A 17,944-nucleotide genomic window follows, 5' to 3' on the forward strand; every position below is an offset into this window, starting at 1 on the left:
TGAGCATCAATACGGATTATCCAGCTTGACGAACAAGGCTCGAATGACATCTTTCTCTGCCGAAGTTAGCTTTTGTCCTGCCTGCCATTGTTGAATCTCTTTCTTGACTTCCTTGGGTTCTCTATAGCTGAGAGCATACCCGATGCTTCCTATACCTTGTGTGCGGTTGGTTTTGTCCATATTTGCCAATGCTCGGGTCATCGCAGTTCTGTCTCTTGTAAACAAATCTCCCATAAGACCAGCATAGCTTTCGCTTAAAGCTCCATCCAATCCGTCAGAAGCCTGGATCACATTTGCAAAGCTTTCCGATGGAATAAAAGCACGCTGCCTATACAGATATTCGATAATTTCCAGGCTTTGATGTTCATTGATTTTGTTCATCTTTCCCCATTGAATTCCTGCTAAATGGTCCGTCATATGACGGACTTTTGCTTCATCACTGAGGGATGAATCCTTATAAAAGGACAGCACTAGCTCCTCTTTACTTTGCTGGGTATGCTGCGTATTGACTGCAATTTGCTTGGACTCTCCATTGTTTGCCCCGGACGGCGCCGCAGTTTCAGCATCCTGTCCCACTGGCTGGGGAGTGCACCCTATGGTTACAGCCAGCAATAGTGCAGCACAAGCTACAGATACAAACCCATTACCTTTTAACATGAATCCACTCTCCTGTCTGAACAAACAATGGTCGTTATAATTGCCCAAAATCCACTCATACCCTACTACTCGTCACGTCCCACCGTGGGCTTACGGATCACAGAGACGCTTGATTCCCTCACGATCAGACGAGGCTCGAATTGCACACGCTCATAATCCCCAGGTGTCTGTTCCTGAATCCGCTTGAGCAGCAGCTCCGCAGCCAACCGTGCCACCTCTTCCCCCATGATGGAAACTGAGCTGATCTGAGGGGTCGTTACCATAGCCCACAAATTGTTATCAATACCGACTACAGCAACCTCATCTGGCACCTTTACACCCAAATCCTTAAATCGATTGACGATCCCTATCGCCACCATATCATTAACCGCATAAATAGCATCCGGCATATGTTTCAGGCTGTAAAAATAATCGGCTGCACGCAGCCCTGTCTCAAAGGAGAAATCATCGCCAAAATAAACGAGTGAAGGGTCCACATGCTGGAGAGACTGCTCATAAGCGAAGTATCTCTCCTCGATTTTGTCCTTCGCAGCGCCTGCATAGGCGATTCTTGTTCTGCCGATTTTAAGTAAATGCTCCATCACGAGTCTTCCCTCTTGTCGGGCCAGACTGACAATATCCGCTTTGACATCTTCGCCCAGCTTCTTGCCATAGTTAATAATGGACACGGGAACGCTGGCTTTGTTAATCAGATCTACCAACATTTTGGGATACGCCAGCGGCATAATGATGAGCCCGTCGACATGCAGCTTCTTGACCTCACGAACTGTTTCAAGCTCCATTCTGGCATTCCCGGCGGTATTGATTTGCACGACCCGGTAACCATGCTGCTTGGCGGCCTGCTCTACGGACCAAGCGATCTCTGGAATAATCGCGTTACGAATGTCTGGCACGGCCAGTGCGATTTGTCGTGTCTGACGAACTTTCAAACTCTGAGCCGAGGTGTTGGGCGTAAACCCCATCTCTTCAATCACTTGCAAAATCAAGGCTTTCGTTCTCGGGCTGATGCCCTCACTATCATTAATAGCTCTGGAGACAGTCGCAATACCGACTCCTGCCCGCTTGGCTACATCCTCTATGGTTACTTTCTTTTGATCTGTCACGCCTAAAATCCTTTCAAGAAACGGAATCGTTTTCTGACCTTCTAAAATAAAGTCTTAATGTTGATATTATACCACAGAATGGGTGTCTAAAAATTGAAGTCGTTTTCTTCTTGTCTTTGCCTCACCTAAAAAATTAGCAAAATCTCTTTGTATGAAAGTAAGGAGCCAAATATAGCACTGTAGTCACAAGTGATTATATTCACAAAAAAGTCAAGTGCTTTTTGCATTAAATTGGTTTGACAATGTGTAAAAATTGTGACATATTATTTTTCGGAAACGTTTCCTAATTCATTCACTTTTATAGAGGCAATGATCATATATTCTTCAAGGAGATGACAAACATGCAAGCATTGAGATGGCATGGAGTAAAAGACTTACGTTTGGAAAACATTGAGCAGCCCGCTGCTCTGGCAGGAAAAGTAAAAATCAAGGTAGAATGGTGCGGCATTTGCGGAAGTGATCTTCACGAATATGTAGCAGGACCGATCTTCATTCCCCAAGATGCTCAGCATCCATTGACTGGCGAAAAAGCGCCGATCGTAATGGGACATGAATTCTCTGGACAAGTTGTCGAAATCGGCGAAGGTGTAACCAAGATTCAAGTTGGCGACCGTGTAGTTGTAGAACCGGTGTTTGCATGTGGAGAATGTGATGCATGTAAACAAGGCAAATATAATCTTTGCGATAAAATGGGCTTCCTCGGTCTGGCAGGCGGCGGTGGTGGATTTTCTGAATATGTCGCAGCTGACGAGCACATGGTTCACAAAATTCCAGAAAGCGTATCTTTCGAGCAAGGCGCATTGGTAGAGCCTTCGGCCGTTGCTTTGTATGCTGTTCGTCAAAGCCAACTGAAAGTCGGCGACAAAGCTGTAGTATTTGGCGCTGGCCCTATCGGATTGCTGGTTATTGAAGCGTTGAAAGCTTCGGGCGCATCTGAGATTTATGCAGTAGAGCTTTCCGAGGAGCGTAAAGCTAAAGCTGAAGAGCTGGGTGCTATCGTGATTGATCCTAAGACTTATGATGTGGTGGAAGAACTGCACAAACGGACCAACGGCGGTGTAGATGTAGCCTATGAAGTCACTGGAGTACCTCCTGTGCTGACTCAAGCTATTGAATCTACTAAAATTAGCGGACAAATCATGATCGTCAGCATTTTTGAAAAAGAAGCTCCGATCAAGCCTAACAATATCGTTATGAAGGAACGCAATCTGACTGGTATTATCGGCTACCGTGATGTATTCCCAGCTGTTATCAGCCTGATGGAAAAAGGTTATTTCCCTGCCGACAAGCTGGTTACCAAACGTATTAAACTCGAAGAAGTGATTGAGCAAGGTTTTGAAGGTCTCCTGAAAGAGAAAAATCAGGTTAAAATCCTGGTATCTCCGCAAGCCTAATATCGAAAACAAACCAGATGTCTGCTCTATGCAGACATCTTTTTATAAAAAAACGCTCTCCTTCCTGCGACATACTGTCGTCAAGATGAGTAGCGTTTTTTTGATTACCATGTGGATTACTGAGTTACATTTTTCAGAACATCGTCAATCATTTGACTGTTTGCAATTGTACCTGTATACAACCAGCTGGAATCCTTACCAAAATCGTATACATGGCCTTCTTTAACAGCTGGAATTCCCGCCCATACAGGATCTTTTACAATATCTTCTTTACTTACGTTTTTGCTGTTCACGATAAAGATATAATCCGCATCCAGCTCGGCCAGCTTCTCCAGCGATAAATTACTCCAGTTCGCCTTAGCCGTTTTGGAAATCTCCTGTACGACTTGTGGAATCTTGAATCCCAAATCCTTATACAATACATCACCGCTGGATAGATTCTGGTTTACGACATACACATTTTTATCCGTTACCCACAATGCCGCCGCAGTTTTTTGTCCTACCGTCTGACTCAGCTTGGCTTTAGCCTCTGCTGCTTTTTTGTCGTAGTTGCTCAATGCTTGCTTCGCTTCACTGCTCTTATTCAGCACCTCACCCACGGTCAGCAGCTCTTGACGCCAATCATTGTTCATATTAGTGCCTACCACGTAGGTTGGAGCAATTTTAGAGTATTGATTATATTTGTCGCCTTCCACCATGCTCGCACTGTCCATAATGATTAAATCAGGTTTGAAGTTCAGAACCGCCTCAAACGGAAGATCTGAAGCAATGGTAGGAACGTCCTTCAGTTCTTTTTGCAGGTAACCTTGAACTGAATTTTTCCCTACCGACCATTGGGCTACAGGTTTAACCCCCAGCGCAACCAGATGATCCTCCAGATAAGAAGCGATCACACGCTGAGGCTGAGCCGGAATTTTTACCTCATGCCCAAGTGCATCCTTCAGCACCCTTTCCTGTGATGTTGGTTCCGCTGATGTATTATTGGTCCCTTGGGAAGCGCCATCGGTTGCCGTAGGACTTGATGTGCCTGAGCACGCGCTGAGCAGCAGGGTAAAACTAAGCAATAAAATAAATGCCATGGAATGCTTTGCGTTTCTATTCATTCGTAAAATCCCTTCATCATGATTTTGATAATGATTATTATCCTCAATAATAGTATGCAGGGCGCCACTTATCGAATCAATGGAACATCCGGACATGCTTAATGGATTATCCAGACTGGTATCTCTCACAAAAGCAGATGAATATAGGCTGTCCCGGTAATGAACCGGGGATACACCCGTATATTTTTTGAATGCCCGGCTAAAGAAATAGACATCCGGGTACCCCACACTGACAGCGATATCCTGCAAAGTCGCATCCGTCTTCCGCAAAAGCTCCTTCGCCTTGTCCATTCGCAGTTGAATCAAGTACATAATCGGGCTACAATCCGTTTGTTTTTTAAATAACCGGGTCAAATGTCTCGGACTGCATTCCAACAATCCGGCCAAACGTTCCAGCGTTACGGACTCCGCATAATGGATCTGCATAAATCGAATGGCCTGTGTCACAATATCCCGCGCAGAAGTTCGAGCCTTCGGTTCCTGCAATTGCCGCATACATTCATATGCAAAATCATAGAACCGACCCTGAGCCTGAATCTTGGATAGCGTCTCTTGATCCTGCCATGCTTCATCCAGTAGTTGCAGCTTTTGATACAGTATAACCGGATAAGGCGGTGCAAAACCATGAACTATCGAAGGATGATTATACACCGTATGTCCAGATAGAGAAGTCGCTTTATATAGTACAAGGATATATTCAATCCCGCAGTGCGAGGGTTTCATATTCAGTTCAAAGCCTTTGCTGCCATGCAGTACGTACCCTGAATGTGGCGTATCCTTCCAATCACCATCCAAACGCACGCTACCCTGCAATACAAATACAAAAGCCTGCGCTGGAAGACGATACGGTTGAAGCAACTCTTCCGGCTCCAGTCGAATATGCCGGACATCCATGACACGGATCGACGAATGGAGCCATAGGGACAGCAGTTTGTTTAACTCATCAGCTTCATGTCCCTTGCTCATCCCGATATAGGAACCTGCCTGCTTTTGCCGATCCTGCTTCACGTATCAAAGCCTCCGCTTCATAAATATCATACTTTTTTTCCAAACCAACCTTATTATATATCATCTTTTACTGCGTCTACCATGAGACAAATATTCCTGCACGAAACAAGGTGAATATACCATTTCCATGGTACAATTTGTATAAATACAAGATTTAAAATACATAGGGGGTTTGACAGCATGAGCGGTTCCAACATTGCATTGAGTACAGGAGCTAATGCACCATTCGGTAAGGAAGATACAGTGCGGGTCACCATTACATGGAAGTATGCACCTGCCGAACTGGATGTTAGCTGTTTTATGGTAGGAGCAGACGGAAAGGTTTCCTCAGATGACTATTTCGTTTTTTACAATCAACCCGCTGACCCGCACGGCCATGTACGATTACAGCGTCCAAATGACAGAACCACTGAGTTTACTATAGCGCTCCAGGAACTGGAACGAACCGGGGTGGAAAAATGTGTGTTTGCGGCCACAGTGGACGGCCCAGGTACTTTTGCCGATGTGGTCGGCTGCTCAGTTACTGCTCAAGGCAAGCAATCCCATATCACCTACAGCATCACCGAAGCCACCAGTGAGACATCGCTTGTGCTGGCAGAAGTGTATCGTCATACGTCTGGCTTTAAGCTTCGCGCAGTTGGACGTGGTTTCAACGGAGGACTAAAGCCGCTTGCCGAGGCTCACGGTGTCACCGTAGAGGAAACGGAATCGCCAGCAGCACCGTCAGCGGATAAAGCTGACATGAAAGAAACTTCTCCTGTGAGTGGAAGAATCAATCTGCACAAGCAGAATGTACAATATTCACTAAAAAAGAAACACATAGACTGTGAAAAGGCACGGGTAGCGGTTGTATTCGATGCTTCTGTTTCTATGTTCAAATTGTACACGGGTGGGACGGTGCAAAAAGCCTGCGAACGTGTGTTGGCTGTAGCCGCCTGTATGGATGACAATGGTGAAATGGATGTATGGTTTTTTGCAGACAAAGCCAAGCGTGCTCCAAGCGTCACAGAGAAGAATTTCGAGAATTACATTCATATGAATTATGCTGAGCCTAGTGAAGATAGTGAGCTAGGGTGGGGAAATAACGAACCAGAAGTCATGAAGGATATCATACTAAAATATACAAAAGAAGATCCCAACGATATAATCCCGACCTACATTATCTTTTTCAGTGATGGAGGTATTTATGAACAGAAAAAAATAGAACAGCTGCTGATTAAAAGCTCAAGCACTCCGATTTTCTGGCAATTTGTAGGTCTTGGTAAAGCCGATTACGGAATCCTTCGAAAGTTGGATAAGATGCGCGGCCGCGTAGTGGATAATGCTGATTTCTTTGCCTTGGATGACATTGACTCCGTGACAGACGCAGAATTGTACGACCGTCTGCTGAATGAGTTTCCTGGTTGGCTCAAGCAAGTGCGGGCTAAAGGAATATTGCGGAGCTAATCCTTCACCGCAATGCGATACTCCTACATGATCACTTAAATATCCGCCGAGCAGAGCAATAAAGGCAGAATGACCGCAGATAGAGCAATCATCAGCGCCAGCATTCTGCCTCTGTTTTCTTCAGTTTGTCCTCTATCGATTTCAACCTCCCTACCAGATCCTATTTCTTTCATTTCCTAATTGGATATTTTCATGTAGTATAAGTCTAATTGAAGTAACCCTGTTTGGGCTATGCTGAAGCTATACACTATATGAAGGAGGATTTCATATTGAAATCAAATGAAGCAACTTTGCACAAAAAGCTGCTCCCACGGCATATTACCTTTATGGCTATGGGTGGAGTTATCGGAACGGGAATTTTTAAAGGCAGTACCGAAACGATTAGCTTGGCGGGACCTGGAGTTATTTTATCCTATGTCTTCGCAGGACTCCTGCTCTTGGTCGTTATGGGCGCAATTGCCGAGATGGCTACCGTCTACCCCAACATGAATATGAAAGATTTTATTCGCAAAGCTTTTGGAGAACGACTGTCCTTTATTATCGGCTGGTTGTATTGCTTCATGTGGCTGGCCGTCTGTATCATTGAGGTCATTGCTGCGGGAAGCTTCCTGCAATATTGGTTGCCAGATGTTCCTCTATGGGTACTCAGTTTAGCGAGTGCGGCTTTCATTATTGTCGTCAACATGCTGAGTGTCGGCGGTTTTGGGGAGCTAGAATTTTGGCTTGCGGGTATTAAGATTGCCATGATTATTATCTTCATCGCCTTGGGTGGCTGTATACTGTTCGGGATTATTCCCACTGAAACTCCACCTTATCTAAGCAACTACGCGCAGCACGGCGGATTTCTACCCAATGGCTGGTTGGCTATCTTTTCAGCGCTGCTGGTCGTTACCTTTTCATACGGAGGATCCGAGCTGATTGGACTGACGTTGACGGAGACAGAAAATCCGGAAAAGGTACTACCTAGAGTGGTTAAAAGCTTTATTCTTCGCGTTATTTTGTTCTATACGTTGCCAATTCTCATCATTTGTGGCTTGATTCCCTGGAACCAACTGGATGCGAATACCAGCCCGTTTGTACAGGTATTGTCTTCTGTAGGGCTTCAAGGCTCGGCTCATGTCATGAACTTTATTCTGATCACTGCTGTACTGTCTGCCGCCAATTCGGGGATTTACGGGGCTACACGTATGTTACATTCGCTGGCTATCAATGGAGAAGGTCCCAAATCACTCGCCCGCTTATCTTCAAACGGGGTTCCGGTAAATAGTCTCAAATTGTGCGCTGTAGTTCTGATTGTCGGTTCCATGGTTGCTTATCTCGCTCAGGACGGACTGTTCCGTATTTTGATGGCTGTACCTGGCTTTGTCGTGCTGCTCGTCTGGAGTTGCATTTGTCTGTCCCAATTGAAATTGCGCAAATCTTATCCCGTGGAGCCTACTTTCAAGATATGGGGATTCCCTTATGTAACGGCGCTTACAGTAGGATGCCTATGGGTAATTGCGTTCCTATTCTTGCTTGACCCGCAAAATCGCATTAGCATTAGCGTGTGCCTGGCTTTCATGGCATTTCTGATCATCTGGTCTTTGGTGAAGTTCCGGAGAAAGCAGGCGTAAGCAGCACATGATTCAATCGTATCTATTTCCTGTTTCGTATGCCTTTCTTGCGTTTCCTTTTGCTGCGTTGTTGTTTACACTGCCTTTTCTAATCGTGCAATATCGCAGGCATGGCTATATTCACAAGGCTAGAGCATGGCTGCTTTACTTGATGCTTTTATACTTGATGAACGTCTTCTTTCTGGTCATACTCCCACTTCCGGCATCGCGTCATAATGCTGCACTAGCTGGGGGGGCGTTACAATTGATACCCTTGCAGTTCGTTCATGACATTATAAGAGAAACATCCGTCTCACCCGCCCATCCCTCCAGCTATGTTCATTTGCTGAAGGAGCGCGCTTTTCTGCAAGTCGTTTTTAACGTTGTGATGACCGTGCCTTTCGGTATGTTCTTACGTTATTATTTCCGTGCACGATGGGGATGGTGCCTGATTCTGTCCTTTATCCTCTCCCTCTTCTTTGAGGTGACGCAGCTGACAGGACTGTATGGATTTTTTGACCATGCGTATCGCGTGTTCGATGTGGACGATCTATTGGCTAATACCTTGGGCGGCATGCTAGGCTTTCTATTAGGCGAATGGTTTTCACGCTTCCTGCCCCGCTTGGAACATCTGGACAAGCATGTGGACATGGCAACGAAGCGAGTGTCCTATACCCGACGGGGTGTAGCCTTTTTCGTGGATTCTATCATATGGATCGGGCTACTCGGCATCATGGAGTCTCTGCATGTGCCTGCTGCCTTCTGGGTTTCCAGTGGAGTCTACTTTATGGGGGTCCCTTACCTGACGAATGGACGAACTCCTGGGAAATGGCTGGTGCGTATTCATCTTACAGGGACGGGACAACGGATTTCCCTGTGGGGGCTCATCAAGCGTTACAGTCTCTTGTATTGGTTGTATTTTGGACTTAATTACGTACTGGGTGGACCCGTGCTGTGGTCTCAAGTCTCTCCATGGGTAAGTGTTCTGATCAGCCTTTTGTTGTTGGTGATGAATGGATGGTTCTTTTTCCATCTGGTCATACGTCTATTCAAGAAAGCCCCGTTATTTTATGAGGAGCTTAGCCATACTTCGCACCAAATTATATGGCCCAAGCATTATCATCACCTTCAGAATGACACCGCTGATTCGGCAGAGACGCCGGGAGAAAATACCGTGACATGATAACCGAAAGACTGACAACGTGATAAGCACCCGCGATCTACGTTGCATCCAAGCAAATAAAAAACAGGCGAAGCAAAGGAATTTCCTTTGTCCGCCTGTTTTTTTATGTTGTGTATCAATGTTAGTTCGTTTTCCTTATTTCCACTGTGCAATTTGATCAATAGGCAATCGTGTGGACGGATGACCATCGTTGATACCTTTACCCATGGAAATGAGCATAACAGGGACATAACGATCTTTTTCCAGACCAAAGGCTTCAGCAATTTGATCCTTTTCAAAACCGCCAATAGCGTTGGTGTCGTAGCCATGAGCGCGTGCTACCAGCATAAGCTGCATGGATACCAAGCCACCATCGATCAGGACCGTTTCTTTGTTCACAACTGGATCAAGCGCTGCAAAATGGGCTGCTACTTTTTCCTGTTGCATTTCTTTGACGTCTTTTGGCATATAGCCCAGTTCTACAGCTTCTCCGAAAATTTGTTCGAAATTATCAAAGTTGTTCAAATCTCCAAACACAGCGATCACTGCCGAAGATGTTTCTACTTGACGTTGGTTGAAACGGGCCAATGGTGCCAGTGTAGCTTTACCTTCAGGGCTGTCAATGACAAGGAAACGCCAAGGTTGCAGGTTAATGGAAGATGGTGCGCGTGTAGCTTCCGTCAAAATCTCGGTCATTTCCTCGCGGCTGATCTTCACGGACGGATCGTATACTTTTACAGAACGACGTCCCAGGGCGATTTCTTTAAAATCATTCGTTTTTACAGTACTGGATGTATTCGTATTATTCATTCCAATCTCTCCTTGTCCCTCTGTGGGTATAGTAATGTTAAAAAAATGTTGTCAGTCCATATCAGATATGTGACTATTCATCACTTGCAGCATATCAGCTAGTTGGTGCCGTTGGGTCTCGTCGAAGCTCTGTAGTAGCTGAGCTACAAACTGCGAGCGCTCCTGCTTAAAGATGACAATGCGTGCACGCCCATAATCGGTCAGGCTTACCAAGGTAACCCTGTTGTCCTCTGGCTTCGTGCGTCGTGTGACCATAGCTGTCGCTTCCAGTTGTTTCAAATGGCGCGTTACGGCTGCAGCGTCAATGCCAACCTCTTTTTGCAGCAGAGTTTGACTAATCTCCTCCACTTGATACAACTTGCACAATAGCTGCAATCTGGATGCGCTGACTCCTGCACAACGCTCAAACTTGGAGCTAATCTGCTTGTTCAGCAACAACAGCATGTCAAAAATATACTCAGGCTCGGATGGTGTCTGGGTGATATCAATCTCTCCTCCCTTAAGCATATCGCTGGGCTTGATGATCCGACCTTTGATCCATCAATTATTGATCTATCAAGTAATATACATCCTCTTTAAAAATAAATCAAGTCCCTGAGAAAAATAAAGTGCTCTTTGCAAATAAAAGCTGAGCGACTCACACAGAGCCACTCAGCTTTTGTTTCATTAGCTTACTTATTCAATCATCATGTAATAGCAGATAAGGGTTGGTATACCGTTGTGCTAAACAATCCCGTGGGACAGCATTGCGTCGGCCACGCGCACAAATCCTGCGATATTGGCCCCGACAACCAGATTGCCCGGTACGCCGTATTCCTCAGCCGCCTTCACGCTGTTAGCATAGATATTTTTCATAATATCATGCAGCTTGGCATCCACTTCCTCAAAGGTCCATGACAGACGCATGCTGTTCTGCGACATTTCAAGCGCCGAGACCGCTACTCCGCCTGCATTGGCTGCCTTGGCTGGCCCGAACAGAACTCCATTGCCCAAAAACACTTCAATGGCCTGTAGCGAGGATGGCATATTGGCACCTTCGCCTACAGCTTTTACACCATTGCTTACCAGCAACTGGGCTGCTTGCTCGTCAATTTCATTCTGTGTGGCGCATGGCAGTGCGATGTCGCATGGGATCGACCAGATCCCCGAACAGCCTTCTGTATAGATTGCGCCTGGACGCTCTTGAGTATACTCGCTAATCCGCAGACGGTTCACTTCTTTCAACTGCTTTACCAGCTTCAGATCGATACCGTCTGGATCATAGATGTAGCCATTCGAGTCACTACATGCCACGACTGTAGCACCGAGCTGCTGTGCTTTTTCAATCGCATAAATAGATACGTTCCCCGAGCCGGACACGACGACGCGTTTTCCTTCAAAGGACGATCCCTGAGCCTGCAACATCTCGTTTACAAAATATACACAACCGTAGCCAGTCGCTTCTGTACGTGTGAGACTGCCTCCGTAATGAATCCCTTTACCCGTCAGGACGCCACCTTCATGTCCTCCGCGAATCCGCTTGTACTGCCCGAACATGTATCCGATCTCACGTCCGCCTACACCAATATCCCCTGCCGGAACGTCGGCATCTGGACCAATATATTTATTCAACTCCGTCATGAAGCTTTGTGTAAAACGCATGACTTCGTTATCTGATTTCCCTTTGGGATCAAAATCCGAGCCGCCTTTACCTCCACCGATGGGAAGACCCGTCAATGCATTTTTGAAAACTTGCTCAAAACCCAAAAATTTGACGATTCCCAGATATACAGACGGATGGAAGCGAAGTCCACCTTTATAAGGCCCTATCGCACTGTTAAACTGTACGCGGAAGCCGCGGTTGACCTGTACAACCCCTGCATCATCCACCCAAGGTACACGGAAGGTAATGACTCGCTCCGGCTCCACTAGCCGTTCCAGAAGCCCCTGCTGCATATACTTAGGATGCTTAGCCAATACCGGAATTAGCGAATCCAATATTTCCTTGACGGCCTGATGGAATTCATTCTCATGAGGATTGCGCGCGATAACCTTCTCAAAAACGGACTGTACATATTCGGCTGCTGCTTGTTGACTCTGCTCTGGACGGATCATGGTCATTATTTAATACACCCCTTTTATAATTAGCCCCTCTGTTAAATGACGGAACGACGTTATTCTGCACCTTCGAGAGTGGAACTTTATGTATTCATAAAATTTAGTTAACTATACATGATTTTTTATAATAATACATCTAATTCGCCTATAAAAAATTTTTGTATCCTTCATCAAATAACTCTATGAACCTCTCATTGCCTGTTAGTTTATTAAAGCTAAATCCCTTGATTCACGGGCTTTTTTCACGATTTCTAAGGCCCTAACACCTTACTCCACATGGCATTATAATGTGAACAAATTGAAACTAAAACATACAGCACATCTGGAAAATATGGAAATAAAAAAGAGGCTGCGCGCAGGGCGTAGCCTCCTTTCCCATTCTTTTACACATAAAAAGCTTCAAGCTGACGCACAATTTCTGCCTCGTCATGCTCTACCACCTGCTGATGCTGCGATTTCGAGAATAATTGCTCAATTTGCGTCGGGAACTCCTGCTTGATGTCCACCAGACGAATAGCTTCATCAAATTTGGCCGGATGTGCTGTCGCAAAGGTCACACATACTTCGTCCGCGCCATTATACGCTTCATACGCGGCAATACCGCAAGCCGTATGCGGGTCGAGCAAATAATCGTACTCGGCTTTGTATTTTTTGATCAGCTCCAGACACTGCTCATTCGAAGCACCGAGCGCTTCAAAATCCTGCTGTACCCGTTTCAAATCCTCTGCACTGATCACAATCCGTCCCTCGGTCTTGAGGTTATTCATGTATTCAGATACCTTGGCTGTATCTTCTCCAAGGAAGTAATACAGGTATCTTTCGAAATTGCTCGCCACCTGAATGTCCATCGAAGGACTGTATGTGCTTTTAAAGTCGCCTGGCTTGTATTCGCCTGTCTTCACAAAGCGCTCCAAAATATTATTTTCATTGGTGGCAATAATCAGCTTATGGATCGGCAAGCCCATTTTTTTCGCAAGAAAGCCAGAAAAGATATTGCCAAAGTTGCCGGATGGCACGCTGATATTGATTTTTTTCGTACCCGCAGACTCCTGCGCCCGGAAATAAGCATAGAAGTAATATACGGTTTGCGCCAAAATACGCACAAAGTTAATCGAGTTAATTGCCCGCAAATGATGTTTAGCTTTGAAATCCAGATCGGCAAACAGGTCCTTAATGACCTTCTGACAATCGTCAAAGTTCCCTTTGACGGACAGATTCAATACATTTTCATCGTCAACTGTCGTCATTTGCAGCTCTTGTACCTTGCTCACCTTTTGGTGTGGATGCAAAATACAGATTTTAATGCCTTCCTTGCCACGCACACCCTGAATCGCTGCCGCCCCGGTATCGCCCGAGGTTGCACCCAAAATGTGAATGATCTCATTCTGCTTTTTGGACACGTAGGAATAAAACTCACCCATAAATTGCAGCGCCACATCCTTGAACGCAAACGTAGGCCCGTGGAATAGCTCCAAAATAGACAGGGAATCGTTGATCTTCTTCACTGGCGTAACTTCCGGGTGACGGAAGCTCGCATAACTGCGCTCCACCAGCTGCTCCAAATCTTCACGAGGAATCTCATCATTGATATACAGCGCAAAAACTTCCAGCAGCAGCTCTCTGTAGCTCAATGTAGCCCATTGCTCTAACGTAGCTCCCGACACGGTCGGAATCTGCTCCGGTACCATCAGACCTCCATCGTCAGCTAATCCCATGAGCACGGTATCAATAAATCCCTTGGCTTCTACTCGACCTCTAGTGCTAATATATCTCATATACATCCCCCAATAAAAATTCAATTCGAACCTTTTTTCGAATATATTATTGTCTATAATACCCTGTCGCGGTGCTGTAACCAAGCCTTTTTTTCATATTTCAAAGACTTTCTCCTACTTTACCATACCCTGATGCATCAGGCATCTGTCATCGCTAAGCAATTAAAACGTCAGGAACAGCCCGTGAGTCTGAAAAAAGAAGGCCGCTCCAGTCATTAGGAACCTGAAATCGAGAGTGCAGCCAGCTTGAGCGAAGGCGATGTGCAGCTTCCCGTAAAACGTAAATCGTTGCCAACTTCCTCTACCTGCTGCAGCACATCAAAGAAGTTGCCCGATACGGTGATCTGATTGACCGCTCTGATCACTTGCCCCTGCTCAATCCAGTATCCCAGACAAGCCAGCGAAAAATTACCGGACGCCGTATTCGTACCCGCATGCAGCCCTTGCAGCTCTACGATCATCAACCCGCGATCCGTCTTGCGAATCATGTCCTCCAACGTAGACGTGCCTGGTTCCACATACAGATTATGATACGACACACCAATTCTACCGTTATAGCTGCCCTTGGAAGCATTAGAGGTACTTTTCACCCCAGCCTTGCGGGCTGTCTTGCGGTTATGGAAATACGTCCGTAGTTCTCCGTCCTTGATGATCTCATTACGATGGGTTGCGCTGCCTTCGGCATCAAACGTACTGCCTGCGGGAACGTTCTCCATCAGCGGATCATCAATTAGCGTAATACGCTCGCTTGCCACCCTTTGCCCCAATTTCCCAGCTAATCGCGAAAAGCCTTTATCCACCGATTCCGCTGAAAATACCGATGTGTACGCAGCCAGCAATTGCGCTGCTGCATCATGACGGAAAATGACTGGATAGTTATCCGATTGGATCGTGTGCGCACCCAGCTTGGAAACAGCCTCTTTTACGGCTTTATGCGCCACATCCGCAATATCGATTTCTTCCACACTTCGCAGGGAATAATCATGCCAGCCTCCGGTAACGGTCTCGTCATGATCTGCTGCAATCACATACACATAAGCGCTCGCTAGACTTTTGCGACGATGGCAGTGTAGTCCTTTTGTATTCACTATCAGAACCTCATTTTCACGAATGCTGACCGAGCAATGCCGAGCCATCACAATCCGTGGATCTGCGGCAAGCGCTGTGCGCTCCATTTCCAGCGCTGCTTCGATCAGAATCTCAGGAGCCGTGTCAGCCAACGCTGAGGCATAGGTAGGCTGCTCAGGGTAGCTCTCAGAGCCTGCGAACAGCTCATCCTGTTCCTCGCTCTCCAATATGTCCGCATTGCTGCGTGCTTCTTCCAATAAAAAGTCGATCACGTCCGGTTCCAGCTTCTCTGTAGAGGCATAGCCCATTTTCCCGTTAATGACACCCCGAAAGGAAAGCCCACCGTTTTCGACGATGGTATATTGGTCAATTTCTCCCTTTAGCACCTTCACCGAGGTAGAACGTCCATTTACATAGTAGATTTCCATATCCGCGTAGCCGATTTCCCGACCTTTCGTGAACAACGCTTCCTGAAATTGCTGAATATTCATCGCCTATTCCCCCTTCCGTCCGCCGACGGTCATCTCGGACACTCGAATTGTCGGCTGTCCGCAATTGACCGGAAGACTTCCGCTGACCGAGCCGCACATCCCCTGACCATGATCCAGATTGTTGCCGACCATATCAATATTTTGCAGGGTTTCAATCCCTTTGCCGATTAGCGTTGCCCCTTTAACCGGCTCCGCAATTTTGCCGTTGCGAATCATGTATGCCTCTTCAACCGCAAAATTGAACTCGCTCGTCGAGGTATTCACCGAACCGCCGCCCAGCGATTTGGCATAGATCCCGTACTCCGTATTCGCAATGATCTCTTCACGGGTCGAATCCCCATTCGCAATAAACGTATTGTTCATACGGGACGCAGGCGCGAATTTATAGGACTGTCTTCGTCCTGACCCTGTCGCAGGTACACCCATCTGGCGCGAGCCCATGCGGTCGATCAGATATCCTTTTAAAATGCCGTTCTCAATCAGTACGTTGCGCTGTGTCGGCGCTCCTTCATCATCGATATTGAGCGAGCCCCACGCGTTCTGAATCGTTCCATCATCTATAGCCGTGACAAGCGGTGAAGCCACCTGCTGCCCGATCTTATTCGCAAACACGGAGGTTCCATGGGCCACCGCCGTAGATTCCAGCCCGTGTCCACATGCCTCGTGAAAAAGAACGCCGCCGAAGCCGTTCTCAATCACGACCGGCAGTCTGCCGCTAGGCGCATATCCCGCTTTGACCATTGTGGTCGCAATACGAGCGGCGTGTCTCGCATTTTCTTCGATATTCAGATTCTCCAGGAATTCAGTCCCTGCATACGCTCCCGGCCCACGGAACCCGGATTGTCTATGCTCCCCATCAGTCGCAATCGCGCTTATTCTCATGCGTGTATACGTACGGGTATCCTCCACCAGTAGCCCGTTGCTATTGGCGATCAAGACGTTTTGGATCGAGTTACTGATCCCTATGGAGGTTTGCGTGATGGAAGGATCGTATTGGCTTGCTGCCTCATGCGCCCGTCTCATCATGTCAATCTTGGCGCGTTTCTGTGAACCGTCAGGAATGATCGCAATTGGATGGTGATTAGGTATAGCATGAGGATGGAGTGTAATGGTGTGTGTACCTGGCGCTCCACCTCCGCGAATGGCCTTGGCAGCCGATTTGGCCAGTCGAATCAGGCTCTGTTCGCTCAAATCACTGGTGTAGGCATACACCGAAAAATGCTCCTTCATGATCCGAATACCAATTCCAAAATCCCGGCCTGACAGCGCCGTATCCACGACGCCTCCGGTCATGCCCAGTTGTCCATTGGTGCGGTCCTCGACGAACACCTCTGCAAAATCTCCGCCCGTCTCCAGCGCGGCTTGCAGCATATCCTGAATCTGTGTTGGATGTATCATCACGTTCCTCCTCGTTTTTGCCATGTTTCTTATTGTACGGTTAAGCGTTCAAGATAATATGCGGGTTCATATTTATTTCCCATAACTTTACTATACATGATGTTGGGAGTGGGTGTAACTATCTGGGTGGCAAGTGGTTTGGAGGAGGTGAAGATTTATGCGCGGGGATGAAGGGATTGAAATGAGAAAACCTGATCAGACCTCGAAAGGTCATGTCAGGTTAGCTTGAGTTGCTTGATTACTGGTTGGATTGAGCAAGTACGTGCATGTAAGGACGCTACATAGACGGATCATTCTTCCGATCGCTGTTGTCCCCAGATTTTTTTAATTATATTTTAACGGTAAAAATCCGGGTTCAAAGGCGAACGCTCCGCTTCTTCAGAACGATTCCGTCCCCTTCGCTGTTATGCTCGGGTTTGCTTCATTTTGTTCGCCAAAATACTTTTTTTCAAACGAACTTTAAACAATTCCCTGCGAAGGTCCAGTTCCATGATATGAAGATGGTCGGCCGCTTTTTTGACGGTTTCCAGGTGAAGTACGCTTGCCTTTTGAGAAATAATAGCTAGAGCATCCCAAATGAGCTTTGTGCATGTTTTAAGTCTCTCTATGTGTTCGTCTTCTTGCTGCACCAAGTTCTCGTATTCTTCAGCAGTATTTTCAGATGAGTTTGTATGTTCCATGCTCTTTAGTATCTTAGGTTGGGTATCCAAGTTATCATCTCCTTTTTATTCAGAGTGTAGCAAAGAATGATAACGGATGTGGTACGTGGATACGTAGCAATGAGAGAATAATAGATAAGATTATTAGAACAATTTAGTATGCAAGATAAAATAAGACTCT

At 46.4% G+C, this 17,944-nt stretch carries 14 protein-coding genes; 4 read left to right on the forward strand and 10 right to left on the reverse strand.

Annotation, left to right across the window (positions count from 1 at the left end; genetic code table 11):
• Nucleotides 1-6: 6 nt before the first annotated feature.
• Together AOU00_RS05400 and AOU00_RS05405 are read right to left on the reverse strand one after the other, a co-directional pair.
• Complete coding sequence (locus AOU00_RS05400; protein WP_069290119.1) at nt 7-657, reverse strand: hypothetical protein; 651 nt, start codon at nt 655-657, stop codon at nt 7-9.
• 65 nt (nt 658-722) lie between these two features.
• Nucleotides 723-1,760 (reverse strand): LacI family DNA-binding transcriptional regulator, encoded by a 1,038-nt coding sequence (locus tag AOU00_RS05405; RefSeq protein ID WP_023989739.1) that lies wholly within the window; start codon nt 1,758-1,760, stop codon nt 723-725.
• 341 nt (nt 1,761-2,101) lie between these two features.
• Between AOU00_RS05405 and AOU00_RS05410 the strand changes: the two genes are divergently transcribed.
• Nucleotides 2,102-3,154 (forward strand): 2,3-butanediol dehydrogenase, encoded by a 1,053-nt coding sequence (locus tag AOU00_RS05410; protein WP_028542246.1) that lies wholly within the window; start codon nt 2,102-2,104, stop codon nt 3,152-3,154.
• Between the two features lie 116 nt (nt 3,155-3,270).
• Here the strand turns inward: AOU00_RS05410 and AOU00_RS25655 are convergent, their stop codons facing one another.
• Complete coding sequence (locus tag AOU00_RS25655; RefSeq protein ID WP_081330680.1) at nt 3,271-5,265, reverse strand: AraC family transcriptional regulator; 1,995 nt, start codon at nt 5,263-5,265, stop codon at nt 3,271-3,273.
• Between the two features lie 180 nt (nt 5,266-5,445).
• On the opposite strand from AOU00_RS25655, the gene AOU00_RS05420 reads away from it, so the two are divergent.
• The 3 genes from AOU00_RS05420 (at nt 5,446) to AOU00_RS05430 (ending at nt 9,486) form a co-directional block, all read left to right on the forward strand.
• Complete coding sequence (locus AOU00_RS05420) at nt 5,446-6,711, forward strand: VWA domain-containing protein (protein ID WP_069290120.1); 1,266 nt, start codon at nt 5,446-5,448, stop codon at nt 6,709-6,711.
• 269 nt (nt 6,712-6,980) lie between these two features.
• On the forward strand, nt 6,981-8,324 hold the full coding sequence (locus AOU00_RS05425) for an amino acid permease (protein ID WP_061828774.1): 1,344 nt from the start codon (nt 6,981-6,983) through the stop codon (nt 8,322-8,324).
• A gap of 7 nt (nt 8,325-8,331) precedes the next feature.
• A complete protein-coding gene (locus AOU00_RS05430; protein ID WP_061828773.1) occupies nt 8,332-9,486 on the forward strand; it encodes a VanZ family protein in 1,155 nt (384 codons plus the stop codon).
• Nucleotides 9,487-9,621: 135 nt separating this feature from the next.
• Here the strand turns inward: AOU00_RS05430 and AOU00_RS05435 are convergent, their stop codons facing one another.
• The 7 genes from AOU00_RS05435 to AOU00_RS05465 form a co-directional block, all read right to left on the reverse strand.
• A complete protein-coding gene (locus AOU00_RS05435; protein WP_061828772.1) occupies nt 9,622-10,275 on the reverse strand; it encodes a nitroreductase family protein in 654 nt (217 codons plus the stop codon).
• A 51-nt stretch (nt 10,276-10,326) separates the two neighbouring features.
• A complete protein-coding gene (locus AOU00_RS05440; RefSeq protein WP_025718154.1) occupies nt 10,327-10,719 on the reverse strand; it encodes a MarR family winged helix-turn-helix transcriptional regulator in 393 nt (130 codons plus the stop codon).
• Between the two features lie 279 nt (nt 10,720-10,998).
• Nucleotides 10,999-12,375 carry an NADP-specific glutamate dehydrogenase gene (gene gdhA / locus AOU00_RS05445; RefSeq protein WP_069290121.1) on the reverse strand — a complete coding sequence of 459 codons (1,377 nt, stop codon included), beginning with the start codon at nt 12,373-12,375 and terminating at the stop codon, nt 10,999-11,001.
• A gap of 380 nt (nt 12,376-12,755) precedes the next feature.
• Nucleotides 12,756-14,147 (reverse strand): threonine synthase, encoded by a 1,392-nt coding sequence (gene thrC / locus AOU00_RS05450; RefSeq protein WP_069290122.1) that lies wholly within the window; start codon nt 14,145-14,147, stop codon nt 12,756-12,758.
• A gap of 215 nt (nt 14,148-14,362) precedes the next feature.
• The gene (locus tag AOU00_RS05455) at nt 14,363-15,706 is read right to left on the reverse strand and encodes a TldD/PmbA family protein (protein WP_069290123.1); all 1,344 of its coding nucleotides are present in this window, start codon (nt 15,704-15,706) and stop codon (nt 14,363-14,365) included.
• 3 nt (nt 15,707-15,709) lie between these two features.
• The gene (locus tag AOU00_RS05460; RefSeq protein ID WP_061828768.1) at nt 15,710-17,104 is read right to left on the reverse strand and encodes a TldD/PmbA family protein; all 1,395 of its coding nucleotides are present in this window, start codon (nt 17,102-17,104) and stop codon (nt 15,710-15,712) included.
• A gap of 404 nt (nt 17,105-17,508) precedes the next feature.
• Entirely contained in the window at nt 17,509-17,814 is a 306-nt protein-coding gene (locus AOU00_RS05465; RefSeq protein ID WP_081112412.1) for a hypothetical protein, read from the reverse strand.
• Nucleotides 17,815-17,944 lie beyond the last annotated feature (130 nt).

The sequence above is a fragment of the Paenibacillus polymyxa genome (assembly GCF_001719045.1).
In the GTDB taxonomy this organism is placed as follows: Bacteria; Bacillota; Bacilli; order Paenibacillales; family Paenibacillaceae; genus Paenibacillus; species Paenibacillus polymyxa_B.